Below are 20,644 nucleotides of genomic sequence, written 5' to 3'. Positions count from 1 at the left end.
GAGAGTGACAGGTGATGCGCTCTTGCGGACCCTCGCAATTGGGCATAGCTTCCCGGCTATGCAGGTTGAACTGCGCCACCTGCGCGTGCTGAGCCGGATCGCCGAGGCGGGCAGCATCACGCGCGCCGCCGCCGACCTCGGCGTCTCCCAGCCGACGCTGAGCGCCCAGCTCCGCCGGATCGAGCAGGCGTTCGGCGGCCCGCTGTTCCACCGCGGCCCGGACGGCATCGCCCCCACCGCGCTGGGACGGCACGTCCTGTCCCGGGCCCGCGGCGTGCTGGCCGACATGGACGACCTGCTCGCCACCGCCCGCACCAACGGCACGCGGACCGGGCTGCGGCTCGGCACCCACCCGAGCATCCTGCTGGGGGAATGGCTGCGGCGCCTGGAGACGGGGCCGCTGGGCCGGACGGTCAGCACCAGCCTCGACTACTCCGGCGGCGTCCTCAACCATCTGCTCGCCAACGACCAGGTCGACGTCGTGTTCATGGGCCGGGTCACCGACCACCACGCGCCGGCGTGCCCGCCCGGGACCGACGAGCGGATCATCAGCATCGAGCCCTGCGGGGTCGCGCTGCCCTCCACCCACCACCTCGCGAAACGCGGGCGCATCGAGCTGGCCGACCTGGCGGACGAGACGTGGATCCCGCCGCAGGGCGGCGACGACGGCGGCACCGCCATGCTGCGCTCGGCGTGCGAGGCCGCCGGGTTCTCGCCCCGGTTCCGCTACCACGACGTCGACGCCAACGGCATGGCGGGCTTCGTCGCCGCCGGGTTCGCCATCGCGCTCGTCTCGCCCACCTGGCAGCCTGCCGAGGGCATCACCGTCGTCGCGCTCGCCGGCCGCGCCACCGACGCCCACCTCGTCCTGCGCTGGCGGACGGCCACCGTGACCCCCGAAGAGATCGACATCCTGCACAGGAGCTACCACGAGATGTACGAGCCGGTCGTCCGGCGGCACATCGCCGAGCTCCCGTGGCTGGCCGACAACCCCGACGCCCGCCCCAGGCTGATCGCCTGCGGGGCGGCCCCGCCTTGACCGCCACCGCCGCCGGCGGGCGCCGGGGAGCCCGTGCTACCCGGCGGCCGTCGCGGTCCCGGGGCCGCGACGCATCGGGAACGCGCGCCGGGCCAGCTCGTCGTAGGGGCGGCCCGCGGCATCCTTCCGGTTCCGGGTGACGAGGCTGGCGGCCCAGGCGCACAGGAACCCGGCCGGCACCGACACCAGCGCCGGGATCGACAGCGGGAACAGGTGGCCGTCGCCGAGCACGTCCGGCCCGACGAGGACGAGCCCGACCGAGGACACCAGCCCGCCGAGCAGCCCGGCCACCGCCCCGTACCGGGTGAGGCCGCGCCAGTAGATGGTCAGCACCAGCACCGGCATCGTCGTGCTCGCGGCGACCGCGAAGGCGACGTTGCCGAGGAAGGCGATGTTGAGGTCCTTCGCCCACAGCGCGAGCAGGATGGCCGCCAGCGAGATCGCGACCCCGGCGAGGCGGCCGACGACGAGCTGGCCGCGCGGCGAGACCCGCCCGCGCCTGAGCACGGTCGTGTACAGGTCGTGGGCGATCGCGCCCGACGAGGCGATGGCGAGGCCCGCGAGCACCGCGAGGATCGTCACCATCACCACGCTCGCGGTGACGGCGAAGAGCAGGTTGCCGCCGAGCTCCTCGGCCAGCCGCGGCGCCGCGAGGTTCCCGGCCTTGTTGTCGGTCACGATCCGCTGCCGGCCCACGAGGTTCAACGCCGCGTAGCCGAACACCGGCAGGACGGCGAAGAACCCGGCGAAGATCCACATCGCGACCTGCGCCGAGTCACGGGCGGCGCGGGCGTCCCGGACGGTCAGGAACCGCACCATCACGTGCGGCAGGCCCATCATGCCGAGCACCATCCCCATGGTCAGCGACACCGTCTCCAGCGAGGCCGCCGTCCCGCCGCGGTGGGGCGCGACGGCGCCGTCCCCGAACCGCGCGGCGGCGTCCCGCATGGAGCCGAGGACGTCGCCGCCGGTCCGCACCGTCAGCAGGACCAGGAGCAGCAGGATCGTGGCGATCAGCACGCCGGCCTTGAACACCTGGATGTAGGTCGTCCCGACCATCCCGCCGAGGAAGGTGTAGACGGTCATCAGCGCGCCGACGACCAGCACCGCGACCGGGAAGTCCACGCCGAGCAGCAACTGCGCGAGCAGCCCCGCCCCGACGAACTGGATCACCATGTAGATGATGCTGATGACCAGGGTGGACACCGCCATCGCGACGCGCAGGCCGCGTCCCTCGAACCGTGCCGCCACCGCGTCCGCGAGCGTGTACCGGCCGAGGTTGCGCAGCGGCTCGGCGATCACCATGAGCATCAGCAGGTACGCGGCGGGCACGCCGACGGCCAGGTAGAACCCGCCGAAGCCCGTCAGCGCCACGGCGCCGGTGATGCCGAGGAACGAGGCCGCCGACAGCTGGTCGCCGGCGAGCGCGAGGCCGTTCTGCCAGCCGCCGACACGGCCGCCCGCCACGTAGTGGTCGTCGGTGTCCTTGTTGCGCCGCGCGGCCCGCGCCGTGAGCACGAGCGTGACCGCGATCAGGGCGAGGACGATCAGGACCGCCGTGCGGTTCACCGCCGCACCCCCCGGCCGGGACGCGCGGCCCACCTGCGGTAGGCGATGGCCGCGAGGACGGGGGCCACGATCACCGCGAGGCCGGCGGCGTAGCCGATCCCGATGCCGTGGACGACCCCGTCCAGCGCCCCGGTGAACGAGGTCGTGACCGGGAAGGCCATGAACAGCAGGAACGTGGCCGCCGCGGCGGTGAGGACCAGGCGTTTGTGCCGTGCGATGGCGGCGTCGTGCTCCGCGAGGTGCGTCTCCTCCGCGAGGTGCGCGTCCTCCGCGACACGGGTGCCGGTGTGCTCGGAATCGTGCGAATCGGTCATGCGCGTTTCGCCTTCCCCGGCGCCCGCACGGCGCCGTTCCGTCGCTGCGCCCCCGATCGTTCGTATGAGATTACATACACGAAATCGTATATGACAAGACCCGGGCGGCCTCCCGTGTCCGGGCGGCGCCCGGCCGTCACCGCCCCCGCCGTGCCCGCGGAGGGCGGGACGGCCGTTCCGGAGATCCGGGCCCTGTCATGGCGGCACCGGTGCCCCCGCGGCCGATCTTTGCTCGGGTTTGGCCGCCGGGCAATGCCGCCGGAAGTGATCGGCGCGAGGATGGGGAACCGGTGCCGCCGCGCGAAAAGAAGGGGGCACGGAACGACGGACCGCCATTGTAGGGAATTGCCATGATCTGTGTTCGGAAAACGGCCCCGTGACGACGGCGGAGCGACCATCGCCCGGAATGCGCGCCGCCCGGGACGGCGTGGTCGTCGTCATGCCCGCCTACCACGAGGCGGAGAACCTGGCCGCGACCGTGCGGGACTTCCTGACCACGCTGGAGGGGGCGGGCCACGACCACCGGATCGTGGTGGTCGACGACGGCAGCGCCGACGCCACCGGCCGGGTCCTGGACGACCTGGTCGAGCGGTACCCGGACCGCGTCATCGGGGCGCGGCACGAGCGCAACCGGGGCTACGGCGCGGCGGTCCGCACCGGGATCTCCGTCGCGCTGGCCCGGACCGACCTGCGGCTCCTGCTGCTGACCGACTCCGACGGCCAGTTCAAGGCCGCCGACCTGCCCGCGATGCTGCTGGCCAGGCGGGAGCAGCGGGCCGACGCCGTGACCGGGTTCCGGCGCAGGCGCGCCGACCCGCCGGCGCGCCGGGCCGGCGGGCGCCTGTGGACGCTGGTCAGCCGGCTGCTGCTGGGCACGCGGAGCCGCGACGTCGACTGCGCCTACAAGCTGCTCGACCGGTGGCTGCTGGAGGACCTGGTCCTGGTCGGCGACGCCGCGGCCATCGACCCGGAGCTGCTCGCCAAGATCGGCAAGCGGGGCGCGCGGGTCATCGAGCACCCGGTCGATCACCACCCGCGCGTGCACGGCCGTCCGACCGGCGCCTCGCCCTGGGTCATCGCCCGGTCTCTGCTGAGCCTGGCGCGGGTCCACCGCGGCCTGGTCCGGGACGGCCACGGCCTGCGCTGGGCGCGGTGGGCGTTCGACCCGGGGGACCCGGTGCTGACGCTGGTGACGCTGGCGGCGGCCGTCCTGTCGGCCGGGGCGCTCCTGCACCACCTCGGTCTCGGGACCGTGCTGGCCTACGACGACGCCGTTTCGCACCTGCTCATCGCCCGCCGGGTGATCGACAGCCCGACGGCGGGCGCGGCCCAGCTCGGCGCGGTGTGGCTCCCCCTGCCGCACCTGCTGGACCTGCCGCTCACCTGGCAGGACGCCCTCTTCCACTCCGGGCTCGGCGGCACCGCGATCTCGGCGCTCGGCTACGTGATCACGGTGCGGTACGTCTACCTGATCGCGCTCTGGATGGCGGCGGGCCACACCCGCCCGGCGCCGCGTCCCCGCGACCGCGCCGCGGGCGCCGCCGCGGCCGGGCTGTTCGCCCTCAACGCCAACGTGCTGTACATGCAGAGCACCCCGATGACCGAGCTGCTGCTGTTCGCCTGCATCGCGGCGGCCGTCCACCACCTCCAGGCGTGGTGCCACGGCGGGCGCCTTCCGCGGCTGGCGATGGCGTCGGCGGCGACCGCGGCGGCCACCCTGACCCGCTACGAGGGCTGGCTGCTGGCGGTGGCCGTCCTCGCCGTCGTCGGCTACACCGCGCTGCGGCGCCGGAAGGGATACGCCTATCTGGAAGCGCACCTCGCCTTTTTCGCGATCGTGGCCTTCAGCGGTATCGCGGCCTGGACGGGATGGGCCTATGTGATCTTCGGTGACCCTTTCTTCTGGTATTCCGGCGAATATGCGAAACCCTCGAATTGGGTCATGGCCGGGGACGAGAATGTCGGTGCCCTGGCCGCCTCGGCGCGGACGTACGCCATGGCCGTCGTCCACGATCTCGGTTATCCGGCGCTCGCGGCGGCCCTGGCGGGGCTGGCCGCCTACGGGTGGCGGCTGCGGCTGCGGCCGTCCGCCGTCGCCCCCTACGTCCTGCTGGTCTTCGCGCCGTTCTTCGTCTACGCCCTCTTCAGCGGGCAGCGTCCGCTGCACGTCCCCGAGGTCCACGGGCACTTCTACAACGTCCGGTTCGGGCTGGTGATGGCGCTGGCGGTGGCGGTCTTCGCCGGGTACCCGGTGTCCCTGCTGCCCTCCAGGCCGCGGATGCTCGGGCGCGTACGCGCCGCCGCGGCGGCCGCCGTGGCCGCCACCGTGGTCGCGGTGCCCGGGACCGCGACCCTCGCCGAGCCGCTGGGCTGGAAGGACGCCGCCCCCGGGCAGCGCGCCCGCGACGCCGCGCGGTGGCTGCGGGCCCATTACGACGGCGGCACCGTCCTGATGGAGAACCACGGGAACGAGCAGGTCGCCTTCGGGTCCCGGGTCCCGATGGGGCGGGTCCTCTACGAGGGGAGCTTCCGCCTGTGGGAGCGGGCCCTGGCGGATCCGGCCGACAGCCGCGTCCGCTGGATCTACGCCCGCACCCTCGCCGGTTCGCCCGACCGGACCTGGCGCACGCTGCGCGGCGACCCGTCGGCGCTCCGCGGCTACGCCCTCGTCTACCAGGACGCGGACCAGCGCGTCTACCGCCGGGCGGGCACGCCATGACGCTGACGGGGACCGCGCTCGGGTCGTCCGCCCCGTCCGTCCCGATCACGCCGCTGGATGACGGGCTGAGCGCCCGGCGGGTGCTGAGCCGCGGACAGGTGGCCGTCGCCGCCGTCCTGGTCACCGCCGTCGGCGCCGTGTCCGTCCTGCATGTGACGGCGGGCCTCGGGCCGCCGCCGGGCCGGCTGGCCGAGACGGCGGTCACCGTGGTCACCGCCGTCTACCTGCTGTCGCTGGTCTTCCGGGCGGCGATGGTGGCCGCGGCCTGGACGTCGCGGCCGGCCGATCCGGGGGAGGACGGGACGCCGCCCCTCCCGGACGGCGAACTGCCCGTCTACACCGTCCTGGTCCCGCTCTACCGCGAGGCGAACGTGCTGCCGGAGCTGCTCGACCGGCTCGGGCGGCTGGACTATCCCGCCGACCGGCTCCAGATCCTCCTGCTGATCGAGGACGACGACGAGGAGACCCGGGCCGCGCTGCCCGGCCTGGGCCCGCCGTTCGAGGTCGTGCGCATCCCCCCGTCCCTGCCCCGCACGAAGCCGAAGGCGTGCAACGTCGGGCTCGCCAGGGCGCGCGGCGAGTTCGTGGTCATCTACGACGCCGAGGACCGTCCCGACCCTGACCAGCTCCGCAAGGCGGTGCGGGCGTTCCGCTCCCAGCCCGACCGGGTGGTGTGCGTCCAGGCCGAACTCCAGTACTGGAACCCCTGGACCAACTGGCTGACCCGATGTTTCGCCGCCGAGTACGCCACCACCTTCGGCCTCTGGCTGCGCGGTCTCGACCGCCTGCGCCTCGCGATCCCGCTCGGCGGCACGTCCAACCACTTCCGCGGCGACGCCCTCGCGGCGCTCGGCGGCTGGGACCCCTACAACGTCACCGAGGACGCCGACCTCGGCATCCGCATCGCGCGCCGGGGCTGGGAGGTGCGCATGATGGCCTCGGTCACCGAGGAGGAGGCCAACAGCAGGCTCGGCAACTGGATCCGCCAGCGCAGCCGCTGGATCAAGGGCTACCTGCAGACGTGGCTCGTCCACACCCGCCACCCGGTGCTGCTGTGGCGCCAGCTGGGGACGAGGCGGACCCTCGCCTTCCACCTCACGATGGGCTTCCCGGCGCTCACCACCCTGGTGAACCCGTTCTTCTGGACGCTGACGCTGGTCTACCTCTGCACCGGCACCCGCCACATCCAGCCGATGTTCGCGCCCCTGACCCTCTACGGCGGCGTCACCACGATGATCGTCGGCAACCTCCTGATGATCTACTGCGCGATGGCCGGGTGCATGGAGCGCGGCCTGTTCCCGGCCGTGCGCACGATGGTGACCGTCCCGCTCTACTGGGGTCTGATGAGCGTCGCCGCCTACAAGGCGCTCTACCAGCTCGCCAGGCCAAGCCGACGCCACTTCTGGGAGCTCACCGACCACGGCCTCGTGGGGCAGGACCGACCGTCAACGCCCCCTCGTCCTCGGGTAAATCCGGCTACCGAATCGCCGATAAGGCGCTAAAAAGTGACAAATGGGGTGTTCTGGGGCCGGTGTTCCGCGCCTCAATGGAAGTGAGCGGACCCAAGCCATCACCGGGGCATGAGATGGAACTCTACGAGCGGGAGCACGACCGGCAGCGCGCGGAGGCGGCGCGCCGGGTGGCGGAGCGCACGCCGGAACGGCGCGAGCGCGAGACGGCACTGGCCTCACCGGGCGGCCTGGCCGTGGCCGACAGCCCGGAGCGGATCGCCAGGCGGGTCGACCGGCTCGGCCGCCTCGCCGGGGACGGCGGCGTCCTGGAACCGGACCCGCGCCTCCAGCGGATCATCGACACGGTCGACTACCTCGGCGTGCGGTACCTGGACGCCGGCGTCGCCGCGTCCCGCGCCGTGGCGCGGATCGACATCCGAGACGGCGACGGGCGCACCGTCGGATACGGGACCGGCGCGCTGGTCTCCCCGGTCCTGCTGCTGACCAACCACCACGTGCTGCCGAACGCCGCGACGGCGCGCACCAGCGCGGCCGAGTTCGACTACCAGGACGGCGTCGACGGCCGCCCGCTGCCGAGCGTGGTCCACCCGCTGGACCCCGACCGGTTCTTCCTCGCCGACGCCGGGCTCGACTTCGCCCTGGTCGCCGTGGGCGCCCCGCCCGCCGACCTCGCGGAGTTCGGGTTCGACCCGCTGATCGAGGCCGAGGGCAAGGAGATCGTCGGGGAGTTCGTCACGATCGTCCAGCATCCGCGCGGGGGGAGGAAGCAGGTGGCGCTCCGCGAGAACCGGATCGTCGACGTCCCCGGCGGGTTCCTGCACTACGCGGCCGACACCGAGCCGGGCTCGTCCGGCTCGCCGGTGTTCAACGACCAGTGGGAGGTCGTCGCGCTCCACCATGCCAGCGTGCCCGCGCCGCGGCAGGACGAGCTGGGCGGGTTCGTCAACGAGGGGATCCGCATCAGCCGGATCTGCCGCGCGGTGCGCGAGGCGGACCTGACCGGCGAGCAGCGTGGGCTCGCCGAGGCGATCTTCGCGCCCGCCCGGCCCGAGGGCACCGCCCTCCGCGACGCCCCCGCCGTCGCGCTCGACCCCGACTACGCGGGCCGCGGCGGCTACGACCCGGCGTTCCTGGCCCGGCCGCTGCCGCTGCCCGTCCCGTCCGCGGAACTGGCCGCCGTCGCGTCCGCCGAGCTGCGCTACCACCACTTCAGCGTCGTCATGCACAGGCGCCGCAGGCTCGCCCTGTTCACCGCCGGGAACATCGACGGCGCGCTCGCCAAGCGGCCCAAGCGGCAGAGCGACCGCTGGATCTTCGACCCGCGGTTGCCGGTGGGGGAGCAGACCGGCGAGAGCGTGTACCGCGACAACGACCTGGACCGCGGGCATCTGGTGCGCCGCCTGGACCCCGCGTGGGGCACCACCGCCGTCGAGGCCAAGGCCGCCGAGGACGACACGTTCCACTTCACGAACTCCACCCCGCAGCACCACGCGTTCAACGCGGGCCAGACCCTGTGGCTCGGGCTGGAGGACTACGTCCTCGGCAACGCCGACAACCACGACCTGGCCGTCACCGTCTTCACGGGCCCCGTCCTAGCGGACGACGACGACGCCTACCGGGGCGTCCAGCTGCCCCGCGAGTTCTGGAAGGTCGTCGCGATGGCCCGCGAGTCGGGCGAGCTGTCGGTGACCGGCTACCTGCTGAGCCAGGCGGCCCTGATCGAGGACCTGCCGACCGAGGAGTCCTTCTCCTACGGCGCCTACAGGACGTTCCAGGTGCCCGTCCGCCGCATCGCCGACATCACGGGCCTGGGCTTCGACCAGCACATCCAGGCCGACCCCCTGGAGCGCTTGGAAGCGACACCGGCGCCCCGAGAGCTCACACGCCCCGAGGACATCGTCCTCTGATCCCGGGCGGCTGCCCGCCAAGCATGCGCCGAGAAGGGTCCGAGCCGACCTGCCAGAGGACGAAAGTGCAGGCCAAAGCGTCTCGTTCACCAATACGACCTACTAGCCAACCCCCGCCGCGCTGGCGAAAGCACAGCGGGCAACCGCAAATCCGCCCGAAGGGCAGTGAGCATACGTTGCTGCCGTGGAGCTCGTCCGCTGGTAGGCCAACCGAGTAGATATTCTCATTGATCTTGAACACACCGCGCGGAACCTACGCGCGAGCTTCGAGGACGGCACCGAGACCTCCACCAGCGTGCGGTCAGTACGGACGTTTCGCCCGTCGCGCCGCGTCAAAGATCGGCTGACCGAGGACGACGATTACAGCGATGGTGTCGCGCTATCGCCGGTGAGCCAGCATGGAAGCTAGCTGAGGCTTACGAGGTGGGGCGAACGACGTTGAAACAAATCTTGCGTGAGCGTGGGGCCCTACGCCGTGACCAGCGTTGAGCGTGGCTCAGTCACTGCTCAACCGCTCCGCCACCGCTTGAACCGCCAGATGCCAGGGGTAGCGGTCGAGGTACTGGCTACCGGTGCCGGGCTCGTGGAGGGCGTAGACGTCGGGACCGACCAACATGGTCACGCCCCAGGACCGTAGCCGGGCAACGTTCTCGACGAAGGCGGGGTGGGCGGCGTGAGCGCGGTTGCTAAAGGGCAGCGCCACGGTTGGCAGCTCCAGTCCAATGGCCTCCACCAGCAGTCCCAGGGGCAGCGTGTCGCAAATCCCGGCGGCCCACTTGTTCACGGTGTTGACGGTCGCCGGAGCCACAATCAGGGCGTCCGGCGGCGGCAGGACGTCGGGCGTGCCCGGCTCCTTGTACTCGCTGCGCACCGGGTAGCCGGTCTGGTGCTCTAGCGTCGCCACATCAAGGAAGCGGCGAGCCGACGGCGTGGCCAGGACGCAAGCTGACCACCCCTGCGCGTGCACGAGCGTCACGAGCGTGCCCAGGTCGCGGGCCGGTGGGGCAGCGCAGGCGATGAGGTAGACAACCGGTCCGTTCGTCATACCGCCACGCCCACATCCCGCGCCAAGACGCTAAAGGCCGCACTCGGTTTGGACCCGCGCGGGTAGCTGCGCACCAGCTCGCGGATCAGGGCGCGCGTCGCGGGACGGCAGCGTACCTCTTCCCGGGCGAGAGCGTCCGCTTGGAGGACGTGACTCACCGCCTCCTCCCGCTTGCCCCACTGGGCGTAGCCCCGGGCTACGTCAATGGTGTGGTTGGCCCGCCGCTCCCGGGGGAGGGTGGCGAGCTGCTGCGGGGTGAGCGTGCGGGCGTACTCCACCACCCGGCCGCCCTCCTGCAAGTCGGCGAGAGCCGCCACCCGGTGGACACCTACGTTTGTTGGGCCGAAGGCGCTCCAGTGCTCGTTCCGGTCGCCGCCCAGGAGGCCGGCCACGGTCGCAGCCTCGCTATTGAAGTCGCGCGCCAGACGGGCATCGCCCTGGTGACCCGCCGCTATGGAGCCGTTGAGAAGCAACATGCCCAGCGCTGAAAGATGCGCCGGGGTGGCCGTGCCCATGCCGGGCTCCAAGCGGTCGGCCACCGTGCGCACGAGCGCCACGGCGTTGCGCCGGCTCGTCTCGTCGGGTGACTCCGCCATGGCATGCACCACCCGCCGGGCCGTCCCGCCAATGAGCGTCAGGTCCCCCGTGCTTTCCGCCAGCACCATGCCCCGGTCAGCCGCCACCCAGCCCAGATCAGTGCGGCCGAACTTGAGGGCGACGCCCGCGGCCAGCCAGTACCCATAGGTGAGCAGCTCGGCCGCCTGGTCGCGGTCATCGCCTTCGCGGGTGCGCACGGCCCGTTGGAGATCAACCAAGAGCTGAGGCAGTACGCGGGTGGCTACTTGGTAATGGGAGGCTTGAAAAGCCGTCCAGCCATAGGCGACGGAGCGGCGCAAGGCGGGCATTGTGGCAATAGTGCCGGGGCCGTCACTTATCAGGCCGTCATAGCGCTGGAGGGCGTCACGTAGCTGCGCAATTTCGACCTCATCTGCGCAGTGCTGTGAACGCCGGGCCTCGTCCGGGTCGATCAAGGCGGCGAGCGGCACGGCCAGGATGTCCGCGATCTTTTCGAGCACGCTCAGCCGGTCGAGCTGGCGATCACCCCGCTTGACCTTATCGACCCAGCTCACGGACTTGCCGATGCGGTCAGCGAAGACCTGGCGGGTGAGACCTCGGCGAGCCATCCAGTACTCCAGACGTTTCGCGATCTCGTGGCGTCGGACGTCGGTTGGTTCATTCATGTGGCCAACTTCCCAGGTCAGGGCATTTTCGACACTAGACAAACTGTACAGCGTCCTGCCCGCCCGTGGGCAATAACGTCGCCAGACCGTGCCGGCATTCGTCCTGAACCGATCTTGTGGGGTTCTCAGTGCGTGATCTTCAGGGCGGAAGGGAGGACACCATGGCAAGCCGGGTATTTGCGCCCCCGATTGCAGAGCCATCGATTGAGATTGGGCTGGCTTCGGCACCAAATGCCGTGGGCCTCGTACGCAAGCTGGTCTGTGAGTGGTACCGACATTGGCAGTCGCCCGCGACCGTCATCGAAGCAGCGGAACTGGTCACCTCAGAACTCGCCACCAACGCCATTAAGGCCGACGGCCGGGAATTTCGCGTCCGGCTGCGCTGGGACGGTACCTGTGGCTACGTCGAGGTATGGGACGCCGACCCCAACCCGCCGGTGCAACAGGTGGTGGATGAAACTGACCTTGGGGGACGGGGCTTGCTTCTGGTGAGCCAGTACGCCGCTCGCTGGGGCTTCTACTCCTCGGATGGCGGCAAAGTGGTGTGGGCGGAGCTGCGGGTGGCGGGGGCATGAGCAATTTGGAAGAGGTATTTGGAAAGGAGGTGCCATCTTGGCCGGAGTGAGCTGGGTGTGAGGTGAGGTGTGACAACGAGAAGCCCCCCTGATTCTGGCGGGGCTTTCTCGTTACTCAGATACAGTCTGTGCGTTGCTCGACCTCTAGATGCACAATAAGGCGCGCAATGGCGGCACGATTAGCCGGACCAAGGTGGGTTACCTGAACGTGCGCAAACGTATCGGCGGAGCGGAAGTGCGGACGGTTGAACCTGACCCGGAGCGGGCCGCGTTCATGGCCAGCGCCTTCGAGTGGTTTGCTACCGGGCGCTACACGGTGGAGACCCTCTAGGAGCGGCTGACGGACGCCGGGCTGTACCTGCCGCCGACGGCCAAATGGCCTGCCGTCCGATATCTGAGGAGTCGCTAGGCAAGGCGCTGCTGGAGCGCATCGCGTACGGCTATCGCCTGGACGGCGGCCTGTTCGAGCTCTCGATGAGGGCTTCGCCTGAGCGCTTCCTGATCGAGGTGAGCGCACCATACCTGCACGAACTCCTGGAGCGGACGCACGAGACCGTCCACCTGGGCGTCCTGCGGGATCTCGAGGTCGTCTACCTCACCAAGATCGACGGCTGGAGGCGGGCGGCGGCGCCCTCCCGGACCGGCGGCCGGATCGCCATCCAGCTCAGCGCCACCGTCGCCAAAAGCAACGACACCCAACCACTCAGCTAGCCTTAAGGATCCCGACAGGGGCAACCCGAACAGCTCCGCGCACGCCCGCTTCCCGTCCCGCGCCCCCCAGGCCGACCACGCTCGTCGGCCTCAGCCGACACGCCAGGGGAGTGGAGGCAAACTTCGCATCGGCGCTTGAGAATCGTCCGAGGAAAGCACTATGAGCGACGGTAACTCGGCCGAAGGCCGGTGGGTAACCGCCACCACCGGGTAGGGCGGGGCCCTGACGTCGAAGGGGTCTGGGAGCTGTCCCCGAGGTAAGCGGTGCGGGCAACGGTGGATCTGGCCGAAGGCCGAGGAGTGACCGTCACCACCGGGTGGGGGCGGAGCCCCCACACCGGGGGTCTGGGGGTCGCCCCCCAGAAAAACACTGCGAGCAACGGCGAAACTGCCCAAAGGGCAGTGAGCATACGTTGCTGCCGTGGGCGATACTGGGATTGAACCAGTGGCCTCTACCGTGTCAAGGTAGCGCTCTCCCACTGAGCTAATCGCCCTTGTGTACTACGAGGTGGAGACGGGATTCGAACCCGTGTACACGGCTTTGCAGGCCGTTGCCTCGCCTCTCGGCCACTCCACCAGAGCGAGGCCAGGGCCTCTCAGAGCGGACGACGGGATTCGAACCCGCGACCCTCACCTTGGCAAGGTGATGCTCTACCAACTGAGCCACGTCCGCGTGGCGGGCCGGTGCTTGCCCGGCGCGCATGGACAACTCTAGCGGAATCCGGGGGCTGCTGCGTACTCGGAATCGGTGCTCTCGGCGTGCAGGGAGTTCCAGAAGGCGAGCTCCTGATCCTCTTCGAGGTGGGCGATGCGGCCCCAGAACTCGCGGTCTTCGGCCTCGTGGGCTGCGGCGAGGGAGAGGATGGGCATGAGGGTGGTCCCGGCGTCGGCGGCGTCGAGGTCGGCGGGGGTGACGTCGGCGGGCAGGGCGACCGGGGTGGCCGGGCGGTGGTGCTTGCCGCGCTTGCGGACGCGGATGGGGGCCGCCGTGGGGGCCTTCGCGGCGGCGACGCGGCCGGCGGCGAGGGCGACGGTGCCACAGAGGATGAAGGCGAGGATGCCGCCGAGGACGACCTCTTGTGTGGGGAGGGGCTGATCGGGGGCGCTGTGCTCGCGCTCCTGGGTGTTGCTGGCGGCGGCGGGGGCGCCGAGCTTGTCGACGGTGGGGGCGGGGGCGGCGTGCTTGGGGGCGTACTTGGGCGCGGCCTCGACCTTGATCTTGCCGGGGTAGCCGAAGCCCACGACGGTGTCGAGGTCGCGGGTCTTGCGCGTGAGCTTGTAGCCGTCGGCGTTGCCCTCGATGGTGTGCAGGGTCTTGCCGTCGACCTTCTCGACGATGCCGACGTGGTCGATCTGGTCGGGGTCGTCGGAGCCGCTCCAGTCGTAGAAGACGAGGGCGCCGGGCTCGGGCTTCGTCCCCCAGGCGTCGTGCTTCCGGAACCACTGGGCGTGCTCGATGGTCGAGGCGAACTGGCCCGCCTGCTCGGTGACGCCCGCCTTGTCGGCGGCCCAGGCGAGGAACATGTCGCACCAGGGTGCCGTCTTGAAGTAGTCGTCGTGGTCGCCGTCGACGTTCTTGGCGTACCAGTCGCCGAACTTCGTGTAGCCGTCGCCTTTCTCGGTGTAGCCGAGCTGGGCTTTGGCCACGTCGAGCAGCTTCTTGCCGATGGGGTCCATCACGCTCCCTGCCGCCTGACTGGGTTCGGGCAGGGGAGGCGCCCGACCGGGGAAGATCGGAACGTTCAAGGTCACGCTTCGATCTCGACGGAATGTAGTGGAGGTAAACAGCGGCGGCAAGTCGTTCTGTGGAAACGGTCAAAACGGGCCACTCAGAAGTAGCCCCTCGGGAGGACGGTGACCGGACACGGGGCGGCCCGCAGGACCTTGAGGGCCACTTCGCCGAGGAAGACCCGATGGGCGGAGGCGTCCTCGCTGGACGCGCAGACGAGCACCTCGCCCTCGGCCCAGTCGAGGTCCTCCAGGGCGGCCGCGACGTCGTCGCCTTCGGCGAGCTCGGCGGAGACGTCCTCGGGGAGGAGCTCGGCGGAGTCGAGGGCGAGCCGGATGGCGAGGGCGAGGTCGTCGCGCAGGCGCTCGGGGTGGGCGTCGCCGAGCGAGAGGGTCACGAGGCGGAGCGGGACGTCCAGGAACTCGGCGGCCCGCGCGGCGCGGATCACGGCGTCGTCGCACTGGGGGCGGCGGACGTACATGACGGTGATGCGGTCCAGTTCCTCGGGGACGGTGTAGCCCGACGGCGCGAGCATCACGGCCTCGGTGGCCGAGTGCAGCAGGTGGTCGGCGGCGGAGCCGACGCCGATGCGGCCGCGGGCGCCGCCTTCGGGGGAGCCGACGACGATCAGGTCGGCGCCGGCCCTGCTGGCCAGCAGGGTGAGCCCGCGCCCGACGCCGCGTCCCTCCTGGACGAGCAGGTCCACGGGCAGGCCGTCGAGGCGGCCGGTGGCCTGTTCCAGCGCGGCGCGTGCCTCGCCCTCGGCGGCGGGCAGCCCCGGCGGGTGGACGGTGGCCACGCTCAGCCGCCCGCCGGTCAGCCCGACGATGGCGCGGGCCAGGTCGAGGGCCTCCCGGCCGCCCGCGCCGGGGGCGTATCCGGCCAGGACGTGTTCACCGATCATGTCCGGAGCATTCCCCGGGAGAGCCGTGTCAGACGTCGGGCGATCTTGACGATCTTGGCGTCATTTGGGGTAACTTCTCCGGATTGCAACGGATTTCACTGTTTAGGGGGATTTATATGGGAGCCGAGGTGTCCGGGCTCGAACCCGGCCGCTGGCGGATCGATCCCGTCCATTCCGAGATCACCTTCACGATCAGGCATCTGATGACGACGGTGCGGGGCAGCTTCCCCGACTTCGGCGGCGAGGTGGTGATCGGCGCCGACCCGCTCGACTCCAGCGCGCACGCCGAGATCCGGATGGAGTCGATCGACACCCGCAGCGCCGAGCGGGACGCGCACGTCCGCTCCGCCGACTTCCTGGACGTGGAGAAGCACCCGGTCATGACCTTCGACGGGACGGGGGTGGAGCCCGCAAGCGTCGGCCGCCGCGCCCGCACGCCGCGCTACCACCTGGACGGCGATCTGACGATCAAGGAGGTCACCCGGCCGGTCCGGCTGCTCGCCGAGTTCCACGGCGTCGAGGACGACCCGTGGGGCGGCACGCGCGCGGGCTTCACCGCCACCGGCTCGATCAGCCGCCGCGACTTCGGCATCGAGTTCAACGTCCCGCTCCAGGGCGACAAGGTCATGCTCGGCGACACGATCACGATCGCGCTGGAGATCCAGGCCGTCCACGACCTCCCCTAGGCCCGCCTCCGCGGTCACGGGGGCGTCTCGTCGGGCCGGCGGGGCGACGCCGGGGGCGCGGTGAGCCCGGTGAGCGCGAGCAGGTCGCGGGCCGGGCCGGCGGGACGCTGGCCGGACGGCCAGACCGCGCGCAGCGGCCGGGACAGGTCCAGCTCCGGGACCGGCACGCGGACCAGCCGCCCGCCCGCCAGCTCGTCGGCGACGGCGAGGTCGCTCACCACGACCGGGCCCGCCCCGGACACGGCCGCGGCCTTCAGCGCCGTGGTCGAGGCGAGCTGGAGCAGCGGCGGCGCCGTCCCGCCGTGCCCGGCCAGGGCCCGGTCGAGCACCTCGCGGGTGCCCGAGCCCTCCTCGCGCAGGACGAGCGGGGTCTCCGCCAGCTCGCCCGCCGTCACCCCCGACCGCCGCCGCGCCCAGGGGTGCCGCGGGGACACGACCACGACGAGGTGGTCGCCCGCGACGACGGTGCCGCTCAGCCCGGAGGGGGTGCGCGCCCCCTCCACGAACCCGAGGTCCGCCTCGCCGCCGCGCACCTGGTCGGCGACCACGGTGGAGTTGGCGGTGCGCAGCGTCACCGCCACGTCCGGGTGGACGCCCTTCAGCGCGACGAGCCAGCCCGGCATCAGGTACTCGGCGACCGTGAGGCTCGCGGTGACGCGGAGCCTGGCGTCCCGGCGCCCGCGCAGGGCCGACAGCCCCGCGTCGAGCGCCTCGGCGGCGGCGATCACCTGGCGGGCCCACTCGGCGACCAGCGCCCCGGCCTCGGTGGGGCGCGAGCCGCGCGGGGAACGTTCCAGCAGCGCCACGCCGACCTGGCGTTCCATCGAGCGGACGCGGGCGCTGGCGGCGGGCTGCGTGACGCCCAGTTCCGCGGCCGCGCGGCCGAGGCTGCCCAGCCGGACCACGGCGAGCAGCAGTTCCAGGGCGCCCAGGTCGGGGACGCGGTGCGAGACGGTCATGGCGGCCACTCTACGTCACTCATAAGCCCTCCTTATGTCCTCATAGGGCCGTGACCTCTACCGGCGCCGCCCGGGCGCCCCCACGCTGGACGTCATGGGCCTCCTCACCGCACCCCCGGACGGCGTCCTGCTGGGCGCGCTCGACCGTCCCGCCGACCTGTTCCGGCACCTCGGGCCCAACTGGTACGCCGCGGTGATGGGCACGGCGATCGTGGCGAACGGCGCGAACGCGCTCCCGGTGGGGGTCCCGGGCCTGCACGCGTTCGCCGTCGCGGTGTGGGCGCTGTCCCTGGCGATGCTCGCGGCGCTGATGGCGGCGCGGGCCGTCCACCTCACCCGGCACCGGGACGTGGCGCGCGCCCAGCTGCTGGACGATCCCGCGACCGCGGTGTTCTACGGCTGCCCCCCGATGGCCATGCTCGCGGTCGGCTACGGCACGCTGACGCTCGGGCCCGCGGTGCTCGGCACCGGCGCCGCGGTCGCGCTCGACGCCGTCCTCTGGACGTCCGGGACGCTCTACGCCGTGCTCGCCGCCGCGGGCGTCCCGTACCTCATGATCACTCGCCATGGCCGGGTGCCCGGCGGCGCCGCCCCGACGTGGCTGCTGCCCGTGGTCGCGCCGATGGTCGCCGCCGCGCTCGGCCCGGCGCTCGTCCCGCACCTGCCGGAGGGGCAGGCGCGGGCCACGATGCTGTACGGCTGCTACGGGCTGTTCGGCGCGAGCCTGCTGGCCACGCTTGTCCTGCTGCCGGGGATCTGGGGCGGGCTCACCGGGGGGAGGGCCGCGCCGGTGACGCTCACGCCGACGCTGTTCCTCGTCCTCGGGCCGCTGGGGCAGTCCACGACGGCCGTCGTGCAGATCGCGGGGGCGGCCGGGCAGGCGGCGCCGGAGTACGCGGCGGCGATGCGGGCGTTCGCGGTCCTCTACGGGGCGCCGGTCATGGGCTTCGCCCTGCTGTGGCTGGCCCTCGCCGGGGCGGCGAACGCGCGGGCGCTGCGCCGTGGGATGCCGTTCGCGATGACGTGGTGGGCGTTCACGTTCCCGGTCGGCACGTGCGTGACGGGCGCGTCCGGGCTGGCGAGGGCCACGGGGCTGGACGCGCTGACCGGCGTCGCCGTGCTGCTCTACCTGCTGCTCGTGACGGCCTGGGCCGTCGCCGGATACCGGACCGCCCGCGGTGCGCTGACCGGACGATTGTTCCTTCCCGCCGTCCCGCAACCGTTTTAAGGAAACTTTCCATTTTCGGTCGACTCTCAGTCCGTTTTTTGCTTCCATTCCCGACTCGTCCGACACCTTTCTGACGCTCCGCGTAAGGGGATGGTTGCGAACGGTTCACGCGTGGGTACGATCTGGCTGTCCTCCCCGCGCGCCGGCCCGGCCGGCGAGAACCGAACAAGAGGCGGCGGTGTTGCCGACTAGAAGGCTGGAACTGCGGTCGGGACGGCCGCCCGCGGAGCTCACGAGCTTCGTCGGCCGCCGCGAGGAGCTGGCCGAGCTGACCCGGCTCCTCGACCGGTGCAGGCTCGTCACGCTGACCGGTCCGGGAGGCGTCGGCAAGACCCGCCTCACGCTGCGGGCCGCCGCGGCGATCGGCGGGTCGTTCAGGGACGGCGTGGCGTTCGCCGACCTGTCGGCCCTGCACGAGCCCGGGCTGCTCACCCAGGCGATCGGGGAGACGCTCGGGCTGCTCGACCAGAGCCCGGCGACGGCCCTGGACGCGCTCGTCCACCATCTCGCCGACCGCGACCTGCTGCTCGTCCTCGACACCTGCGAGCATCTGGTGGACTCCTGCGCGATGCTCGCCGAGATCCTCCTGCAGAACGCGCCCGGCCTGCGGATCGTCGCGACCAGCCGGCAGCCGCTCGACATCCCGGGCGAGCACAGCCTGGTCGTCGCGCCGCTGGCCCGCCCCGAGCCCGGCTGCTACGACCCCGAGCTGCCGTGCGACTCGATGACGCTGTTCGCCGAGCGGGCCGCCGCCGTCGTCCCCGGCTGGAGGCTGACCAAGGGCAACCGCCCGGCGGTGGCGCTGCTGTGCCACCGGCTGGACGGCATCCCGCTGGCGATCGAGCTGGCCGCAGTCCAACTCCGGGCGCTGTCCGTCGAGCAGATCGTCGAACGGCTGGACCACCGCATCCTGCAGGTGCGCGGTCGGCGTTCAGGTTTGCCCCGGCACCAGACGCTGCGGGCGGCGATCGACTGGAGCCACGAGCTGTGCTCGCCCGGCGAGCGGCTGCTGTGGGCGCGGCTGTCGGTGTTCGCGGCCGACTTCGACCTCGACACCGCCGAGCAGGTCTGCGCGGACGACGCGCTGCCCGCCGACCGGGTCTTCGAGCTGATCGCCGGGCTGGTCGACAAGTCGGTCGTGCTGTGCGTCGACCGCGAGGGCGCCGTCCGCTACCGCATGCTCGACATCATGCGCGAGTACGGCGCGTACCGGCTGGACGAGGCCGGTGAGACCGAGGCGGTGCGGGCCCGCGCGTTCGACCGCTTCGCCGGGGCGATCACCGAGGCCGCCGCAGCGCTGGCGGGCGCCGACCAGCCCCGCTGGCTCGCCTGGTTCCGCCGGGAGCAGGCCAACGTCCGCGACATGATCGACTACGGTGTGCGGCGCGCCGGGGACGACGTCCTCGTCCGGGTCCTGCTGGGCCTCGGCCGGATCTTCGCACTCCAGGGGATGATCGGTGAGGCGCGGCACTGGTCGCTGCGCGTCATCGACGGCCGCGACCTCGGGCCCGGCGCCGCCTGGACGGAGGTGCTGGCCCTGGCGGGCCTGCTCGCCGCCCTCCAGGACGACCTCGACCCCGCCCGCGACCTGCTGCGCCGCGCCGAGCGGCGCGCCGTGGCCGAGGACGACCCGCACGGCCTCGGCTACGTCCGCGAGGTCGAGGGCGTGGCCGCGCTGTGCTCCGGCGACCTCGGCGAGGCCGCCGCGCGGCTGGAGGAGGCCCGCGACCTGCACCGGCGCGCGGGCACGGCCGACGTGCTCGTCCCGATCGCCGACGTGTTCCTCGCGGTCACCCGCACCATGGCGGGCGAGGCCGCCGCCGCCGTCCGGCACGCCGACGACGCCGTCCGCATGACGGAGGCGGCGGGGGAGCAGTGGTGCCGCTCCTACGGGCTGTGCGTGCGCGGCCTCGCGGTCCTCACCGGCGGGGACGCCGAGGCGGCGCTGGCCGACGTGCGCGCCGGCCTCCGGATGAAACGCGACCTCGGCGACCGGCTCGGCGTCGCGCTGGCGCTGGACATGGCGGGCTGCTGCCTGGTCGCCCTCGGTGACGCGGTCGCCGGCGTCCGGCTGCTGGCGGCCTCGGACTGGGCGCGCGACTACACCGGCACGTCCATGTTCGGCCCGCAGCACGCCCTGCTGCGCGAGGTCTACGAGCAGCAGGCCCACCTGGTCCTCGGCGACGCGCTGTTCCAGGCCACCCTCGAAGCCGGGGCCGGGCTCGACATGGAGACGGCGGTCGCGGAGGCGCTCGGCGAGGGCCCGCCGCCCCCGCCGCCCCGGGAGCCGCCGCGCGGCGGGACGGCCGGGCAGGCGGCCCTGACCCCGCGGGAGAACGAGATCGCGGCGCTGGTCGCCGAGGGCCTCACCAACCGTCAGATCGCCGAGCGCCTCGTCATCGCCAAGCGCACCGTCGACTCCCATCTGGAGCACATCCTGGCCAAGCTCGGCTTCGCCTCGCGCGCCCAGATCGCCGCCTGGTTCACCGCGATCCCGGCCCCGAGGCGCTCGCCCGGCCGCTCGCCCACGTGAGCGTGCCCGGGCG

Annotated in this window: 16 protein-coding genes and 3 tRNA genes; 9 read left to right on the top strand and 10 right to left on the bottom strand. The window is 72.1% G+C overall.

Going from position 1 to position 20,644, the window contains the following annotated elements; genetic code table 11:
- The first annotated feature begins 58 nt into the window (after positions 1 to 58).
- On the top strand, positions 59 to 1,039 hold the full coding sequence (locus AGRA3207_RS04910; protein WP_231333352.1) for a LysR family transcriptional regulator: 981 nt from the start codon (positions 59 to 61) through the stop codon (positions 1,037 to 1,039).
- 36 nt (positions 1,040 to 1,075) lie between these two features.
- On the opposite strand, the gene AGRA3207_RS04905 is transcribed toward AGRA3207_RS04910, so the two are convergent.
- Together AGRA3207_RS04905 and AGRA3207_RS04900 are read right to left on the bottom strand one after the other, a co-directional pair.
- Complete coding sequence (locus AGRA3207_RS04905) at positions 1,076 to 2,608, bottom strand: solute symporter family protein (RefSeq protein ID WP_231333351.1); 1,533 nt, start codon at positions 2,606 to 2,608, stop codon at positions 1,076 to 1,078.
- Entirely contained in the window at positions 2,605 to 2,922 is a 318-nt protein-coding gene (locus tag AGRA3207_RS04900) for a DUF485 domain-containing protein (protein WP_231333350.1), read from the bottom strand. Before AGRA3207_RS04900 ends, AGRA3207_RS04905 begins: the two co-directional genes overlap by 4 nt.
- A gap of 406 nt (positions 2,923 to 3,328) precedes the next feature.
- Here AGRA3207_RS04900 and AGRA3207_RS39735 point away from each other — a divergent pair, with 406 nt between their 5' ends.
- The 3 genes from AGRA3207_RS39735 (at position 3,329) to AGRA3207_RS04880 (ending at position 9,020) form a co-directional block, all read left to right on the top strand.
- Entirely contained in the window at positions 3,329 to 5,641 is a 2,313-nt protein-coding gene (locus tag AGRA3207_RS39735) for a glycosyltransferase family 2 protein (RefSeq protein ID WP_273700003.1), read from the top strand.
- Positions 5,638 to 7,143, top strand: coding sequence for a glycosyltransferase family 2 protein (locus AGRA3207_RS04885; RefSeq protein WP_231333349.1), 1,506 nt, complete (start codon positions 5,638 to 5,640; stop codon positions 7,141 to 7,143). The genes AGRA3207_RS39735 and AGRA3207_RS04885 overlap by 4 nt, the downstream gene beginning before the upstream one ends.
- An 83-nt stretch (positions 7,144 to 7,226) precedes the next feature.
- Positions 7,227 to 9,020, top strand: coding sequence for a DNA/RNA non-specific endonuclease (locus tag AGRA3207_RS04880; protein WP_231333348.1), 1,794 nt, complete (start codon positions 7,227 to 7,229; stop codon positions 9,018 to 9,020).
- Between the two features lie 496 nt (positions 9,021 to 9,516).
- On the opposite strand, the gene AGRA3207_RS04875 is transcribed toward AGRA3207_RS04880, so the two are convergent.
- Together AGRA3207_RS04875 and AGRA3207_RS04870 are read right to left on the bottom strand one after the other, a co-directional pair.
- Entirely contained in the window at positions 9,517 to 10,065 is a 549-nt protein-coding gene (locus AGRA3207_RS04875; RefSeq protein WP_231333347.1) for a flavoprotein, read from the bottom strand.
- Positions 10,062 to 11,306 (bottom strand): helix-turn-helix domain-containing protein, encoded by a 1,245-nt coding sequence (locus AGRA3207_RS04870; protein WP_231333346.1) that lies wholly within the window; start codon positions 11,304 to 11,306, stop codon positions 10,062 to 10,064. Before AGRA3207_RS04870 ends, AGRA3207_RS04875 begins: the two co-directional genes overlap by 4 nt.
- Before the next feature lie 161 nt (positions 11,307 to 11,467).
- Here AGRA3207_RS04870 and AGRA3207_RS04865 point away from each other — a divergent pair, with 161 nt between their 5' ends.
- Together AGRA3207_RS04865 and AGRA3207_RS04860 are read left to right on the top strand one after the other, a co-directional pair.
- Positions 11,468 to 11,881: an ATP-binding protein gene (locus AGRA3207_RS04865; protein ID WP_231333345.1), complete on the top strand. Its 414-nt coding sequence runs from the start codon at positions 11,468 to 11,470 to the stop codon at positions 11,879 to 11,881.
- 375 nt (positions 11,882 to 12,256) lie between these two features.
- Entirely contained in the window at positions 12,257 to 12,592 is a 336-nt protein-coding gene (locus tag AGRA3207_RS04860; RefSeq protein ID WP_231333344.1) for an IclR family transcriptional regulator domain-containing protein, read from the top strand.
- 422 nt (positions 12,593 to 13,014) lie between these two features.
- Here the strand turns inward: AGRA3207_RS04860 and AGRA3207_RS04855 are convergent.
- From AGRA3207_RS04855 to AGRA3207_RS04835, 5 genes are all read right to left on the bottom strand, one after another.
- Positions 13,015 to 13,086: transfer RNA gene (locus AGRA3207_RS04855), tRNA-Val, on the bottom strand.
- Positions 13,087 to 13,098: 12 nt separating this feature from the next.
- Positions 13,099 to 13,169, bottom strand: a tRNA-Cys gene (locus AGRA3207_RS04850).
- Between the two features lie 23 nt (positions 13,170 to 13,192).
- Positions 13,193 to 13,265 (bottom strand) — tRNA-Gly (locus tag AGRA3207_RS04845).
- 38 nt (positions 13,266 to 13,303) lie between these two features.
- Positions 13,304 to 14,269 carry a CHAP domain-containing protein gene (locus AGRA3207_RS04840; protein ID WP_231333343.1) on the bottom strand — a complete coding sequence of 322 codons (966 nt, stop codon included), beginning with the start codon at positions 14,267 to 14,269 and terminating at the stop codon, positions 13,304 to 13,306.
- Between the two features lie 152 nt (positions 14,270 to 14,421).
- Complete coding sequence (locus AGRA3207_RS04835) at positions 14,422 to 15,225, bottom strand: universal stress protein (RefSeq protein ID WP_231333342.1); 804 nt, start codon at positions 15,223 to 15,225, stop codon at positions 14,422 to 14,424.
- 116 nt (positions 15,226 to 15,341) lie between these two features.
- Here AGRA3207_RS04835 and AGRA3207_RS04830 point away from each other — a divergent pair, with 116 nt between their 5' ends.
- Positions 15,342 to 15,911 carry a YceI family protein gene (locus AGRA3207_RS04830; protein WP_231333341.1) on the top strand — a complete coding sequence of 190 codons (570 nt, stop codon included), beginning with the start codon at positions 15,342 to 15,344 and terminating at the stop codon, positions 15,909 to 15,911.
- Between the two features lie 14 nt (positions 15,912 to 15,925).
- Here the strand turns inward: AGRA3207_RS04830 and AGRA3207_RS04825 are convergent, their stop codons facing one another.
- On the bottom strand, positions 15,926 to 16,870 hold the full coding sequence (locus AGRA3207_RS04825; protein WP_231333340.1) for a LysR family transcriptional regulator: 945 nt from the start codon (positions 16,868 to 16,870) through the stop codon (positions 15,926 to 15,928).
- A gap of 94 nt (positions 16,871 to 16,964) precedes the next feature.
- Between AGRA3207_RS04825 and AGRA3207_RS04820 the strand changes: the two genes are divergently transcribed.
- Positions 16,965 to 18,098 (top strand): TDT family transporter, encoded by a 1,134-nt coding sequence (locus AGRA3207_RS04820; protein ID WP_231333339.1) that lies wholly within the window; start codon positions 16,965 to 16,967, stop codon positions 18,096 to 18,098.
- A gap of 181 nt (positions 18,099 to 18,279) precedes the next feature.
- Entirely contained in the window at positions 18,280 to 20,631 is a 2,352-nt protein-coding gene (locus AGRA3207_RS04815; protein WP_231333338.1) for an ATP-binding protein, read from the top strand.
- Positions 20,632 to 20,644 lie beyond the last annotated feature (13 nt).

This window comes from Actinomadura graeca (assembly GCF_019175365.1).
GTDB classification, from domain to species: Bacteria; Actinomycetota; Actinomycetes; order Streptosporangiales; family Streptosporangiaceae; genus Spirillospora; species Spirillospora graeca.
Note: the sequence above shows the minus strand (reverse complement) of the source record. Positions and strands in the feature narration are given on the sequence as shown.

Coding starts and splice junctions, on each gene's coding strand:
- AGRA3207_RS04840 (WP_231333343.1), bottom strand. CDS start 14,269: ATGGACCCCATCGGCAAGAAGCTGCTCGACGTGGCCAAAGCCCAGCTC.
- AGRA3207_RS04870 (WP_231333346.1), bottom strand. CDS start 11,306: ATGAATGAACCAACCGACGTCCGACGCCACGAGATCGCGAAACGTCTG.
- AGRA3207_RS04900 (WP_231333350.1), bottom strand. CDS start 2,922: ATGACCGATTCGCACGATTCCGAGCACACCGGCACCCGTGTCGCGGAG.
- AGRA3207_RS04910 (WP_231333352.1), top strand. CDS start 59: ATGCAGGTTGAACTGCGCCACCTGCGCGTGCTGAGCCGGATCGCCGAG.
- AGRA3207_RS04865 (WP_231333345.1), top strand. CDS start 11,468: ATGGCAAGCCGGGTATTTGCGCCCCCGATTGCAGAGCCATCGATTGAG.
- AGRA3207_RS04835 (WP_231333342.1), bottom strand. CDS start 15,225: ATGATCGGTGAACACGTCCTGGCCGGATACGCCCCCGGCGCGGGCGGC.
- AGRA3207_RS39735 (WP_273700003.1), top strand. CDS start 3,329: ATGCGCGCCGCCCGGGACGGCGTGGTCGTCGTCATGCCCGCCTACCAC.
- AGRA3207_RS04880 (WP_231333348.1), top strand. CDS start 7,227: ATGGAACTCTACGAGCGGGAGCACGACCGGCAGCGCGCGGAGGCGGCG.
- AGRA3207_RS04860 (WP_231333344.1), top strand. CDS start 12,257: ATGGCCTGCCGTCCGATATCTGAGGAGTCGCTAGGCAAGGCGCTGCTG.
- AGRA3207_RS04825 (WP_231333340.1), bottom strand. CDS start 16,870: ATGACCGTCTCGCACCGCGTCCCCGACCTGGGCGCCCTGGAACTGCTG.
- AGRA3207_RS04875 (WP_231333347.1), bottom strand. CDS start 10,065: ATGACGAACGGACCGGTTGTCTACCTCATCGCCTGCGCTGCCCCACCG.
- AGRA3207_RS04885 (WP_231333349.1), top strand. CDS start 5,638: ATGACGCTGACGGGGACCGCGCTCGGGTCGTCCGCCCCGTCCGTCCCG.
- AGRA3207_RS04820 (WP_231333339.1), top strand. CDS start 16,965: ATGGGCCTCCTCACCGCACCCCCGGACGGCGTCCTGCTGGGCGCGCTC.
- AGRA3207_RS04830 (WP_231333341.1), top strand. CDS start 15,342: ATGGGAGCCGAGGTGTCCGGGCTCGAACCCGGCCGCTGGCGGATCGAT.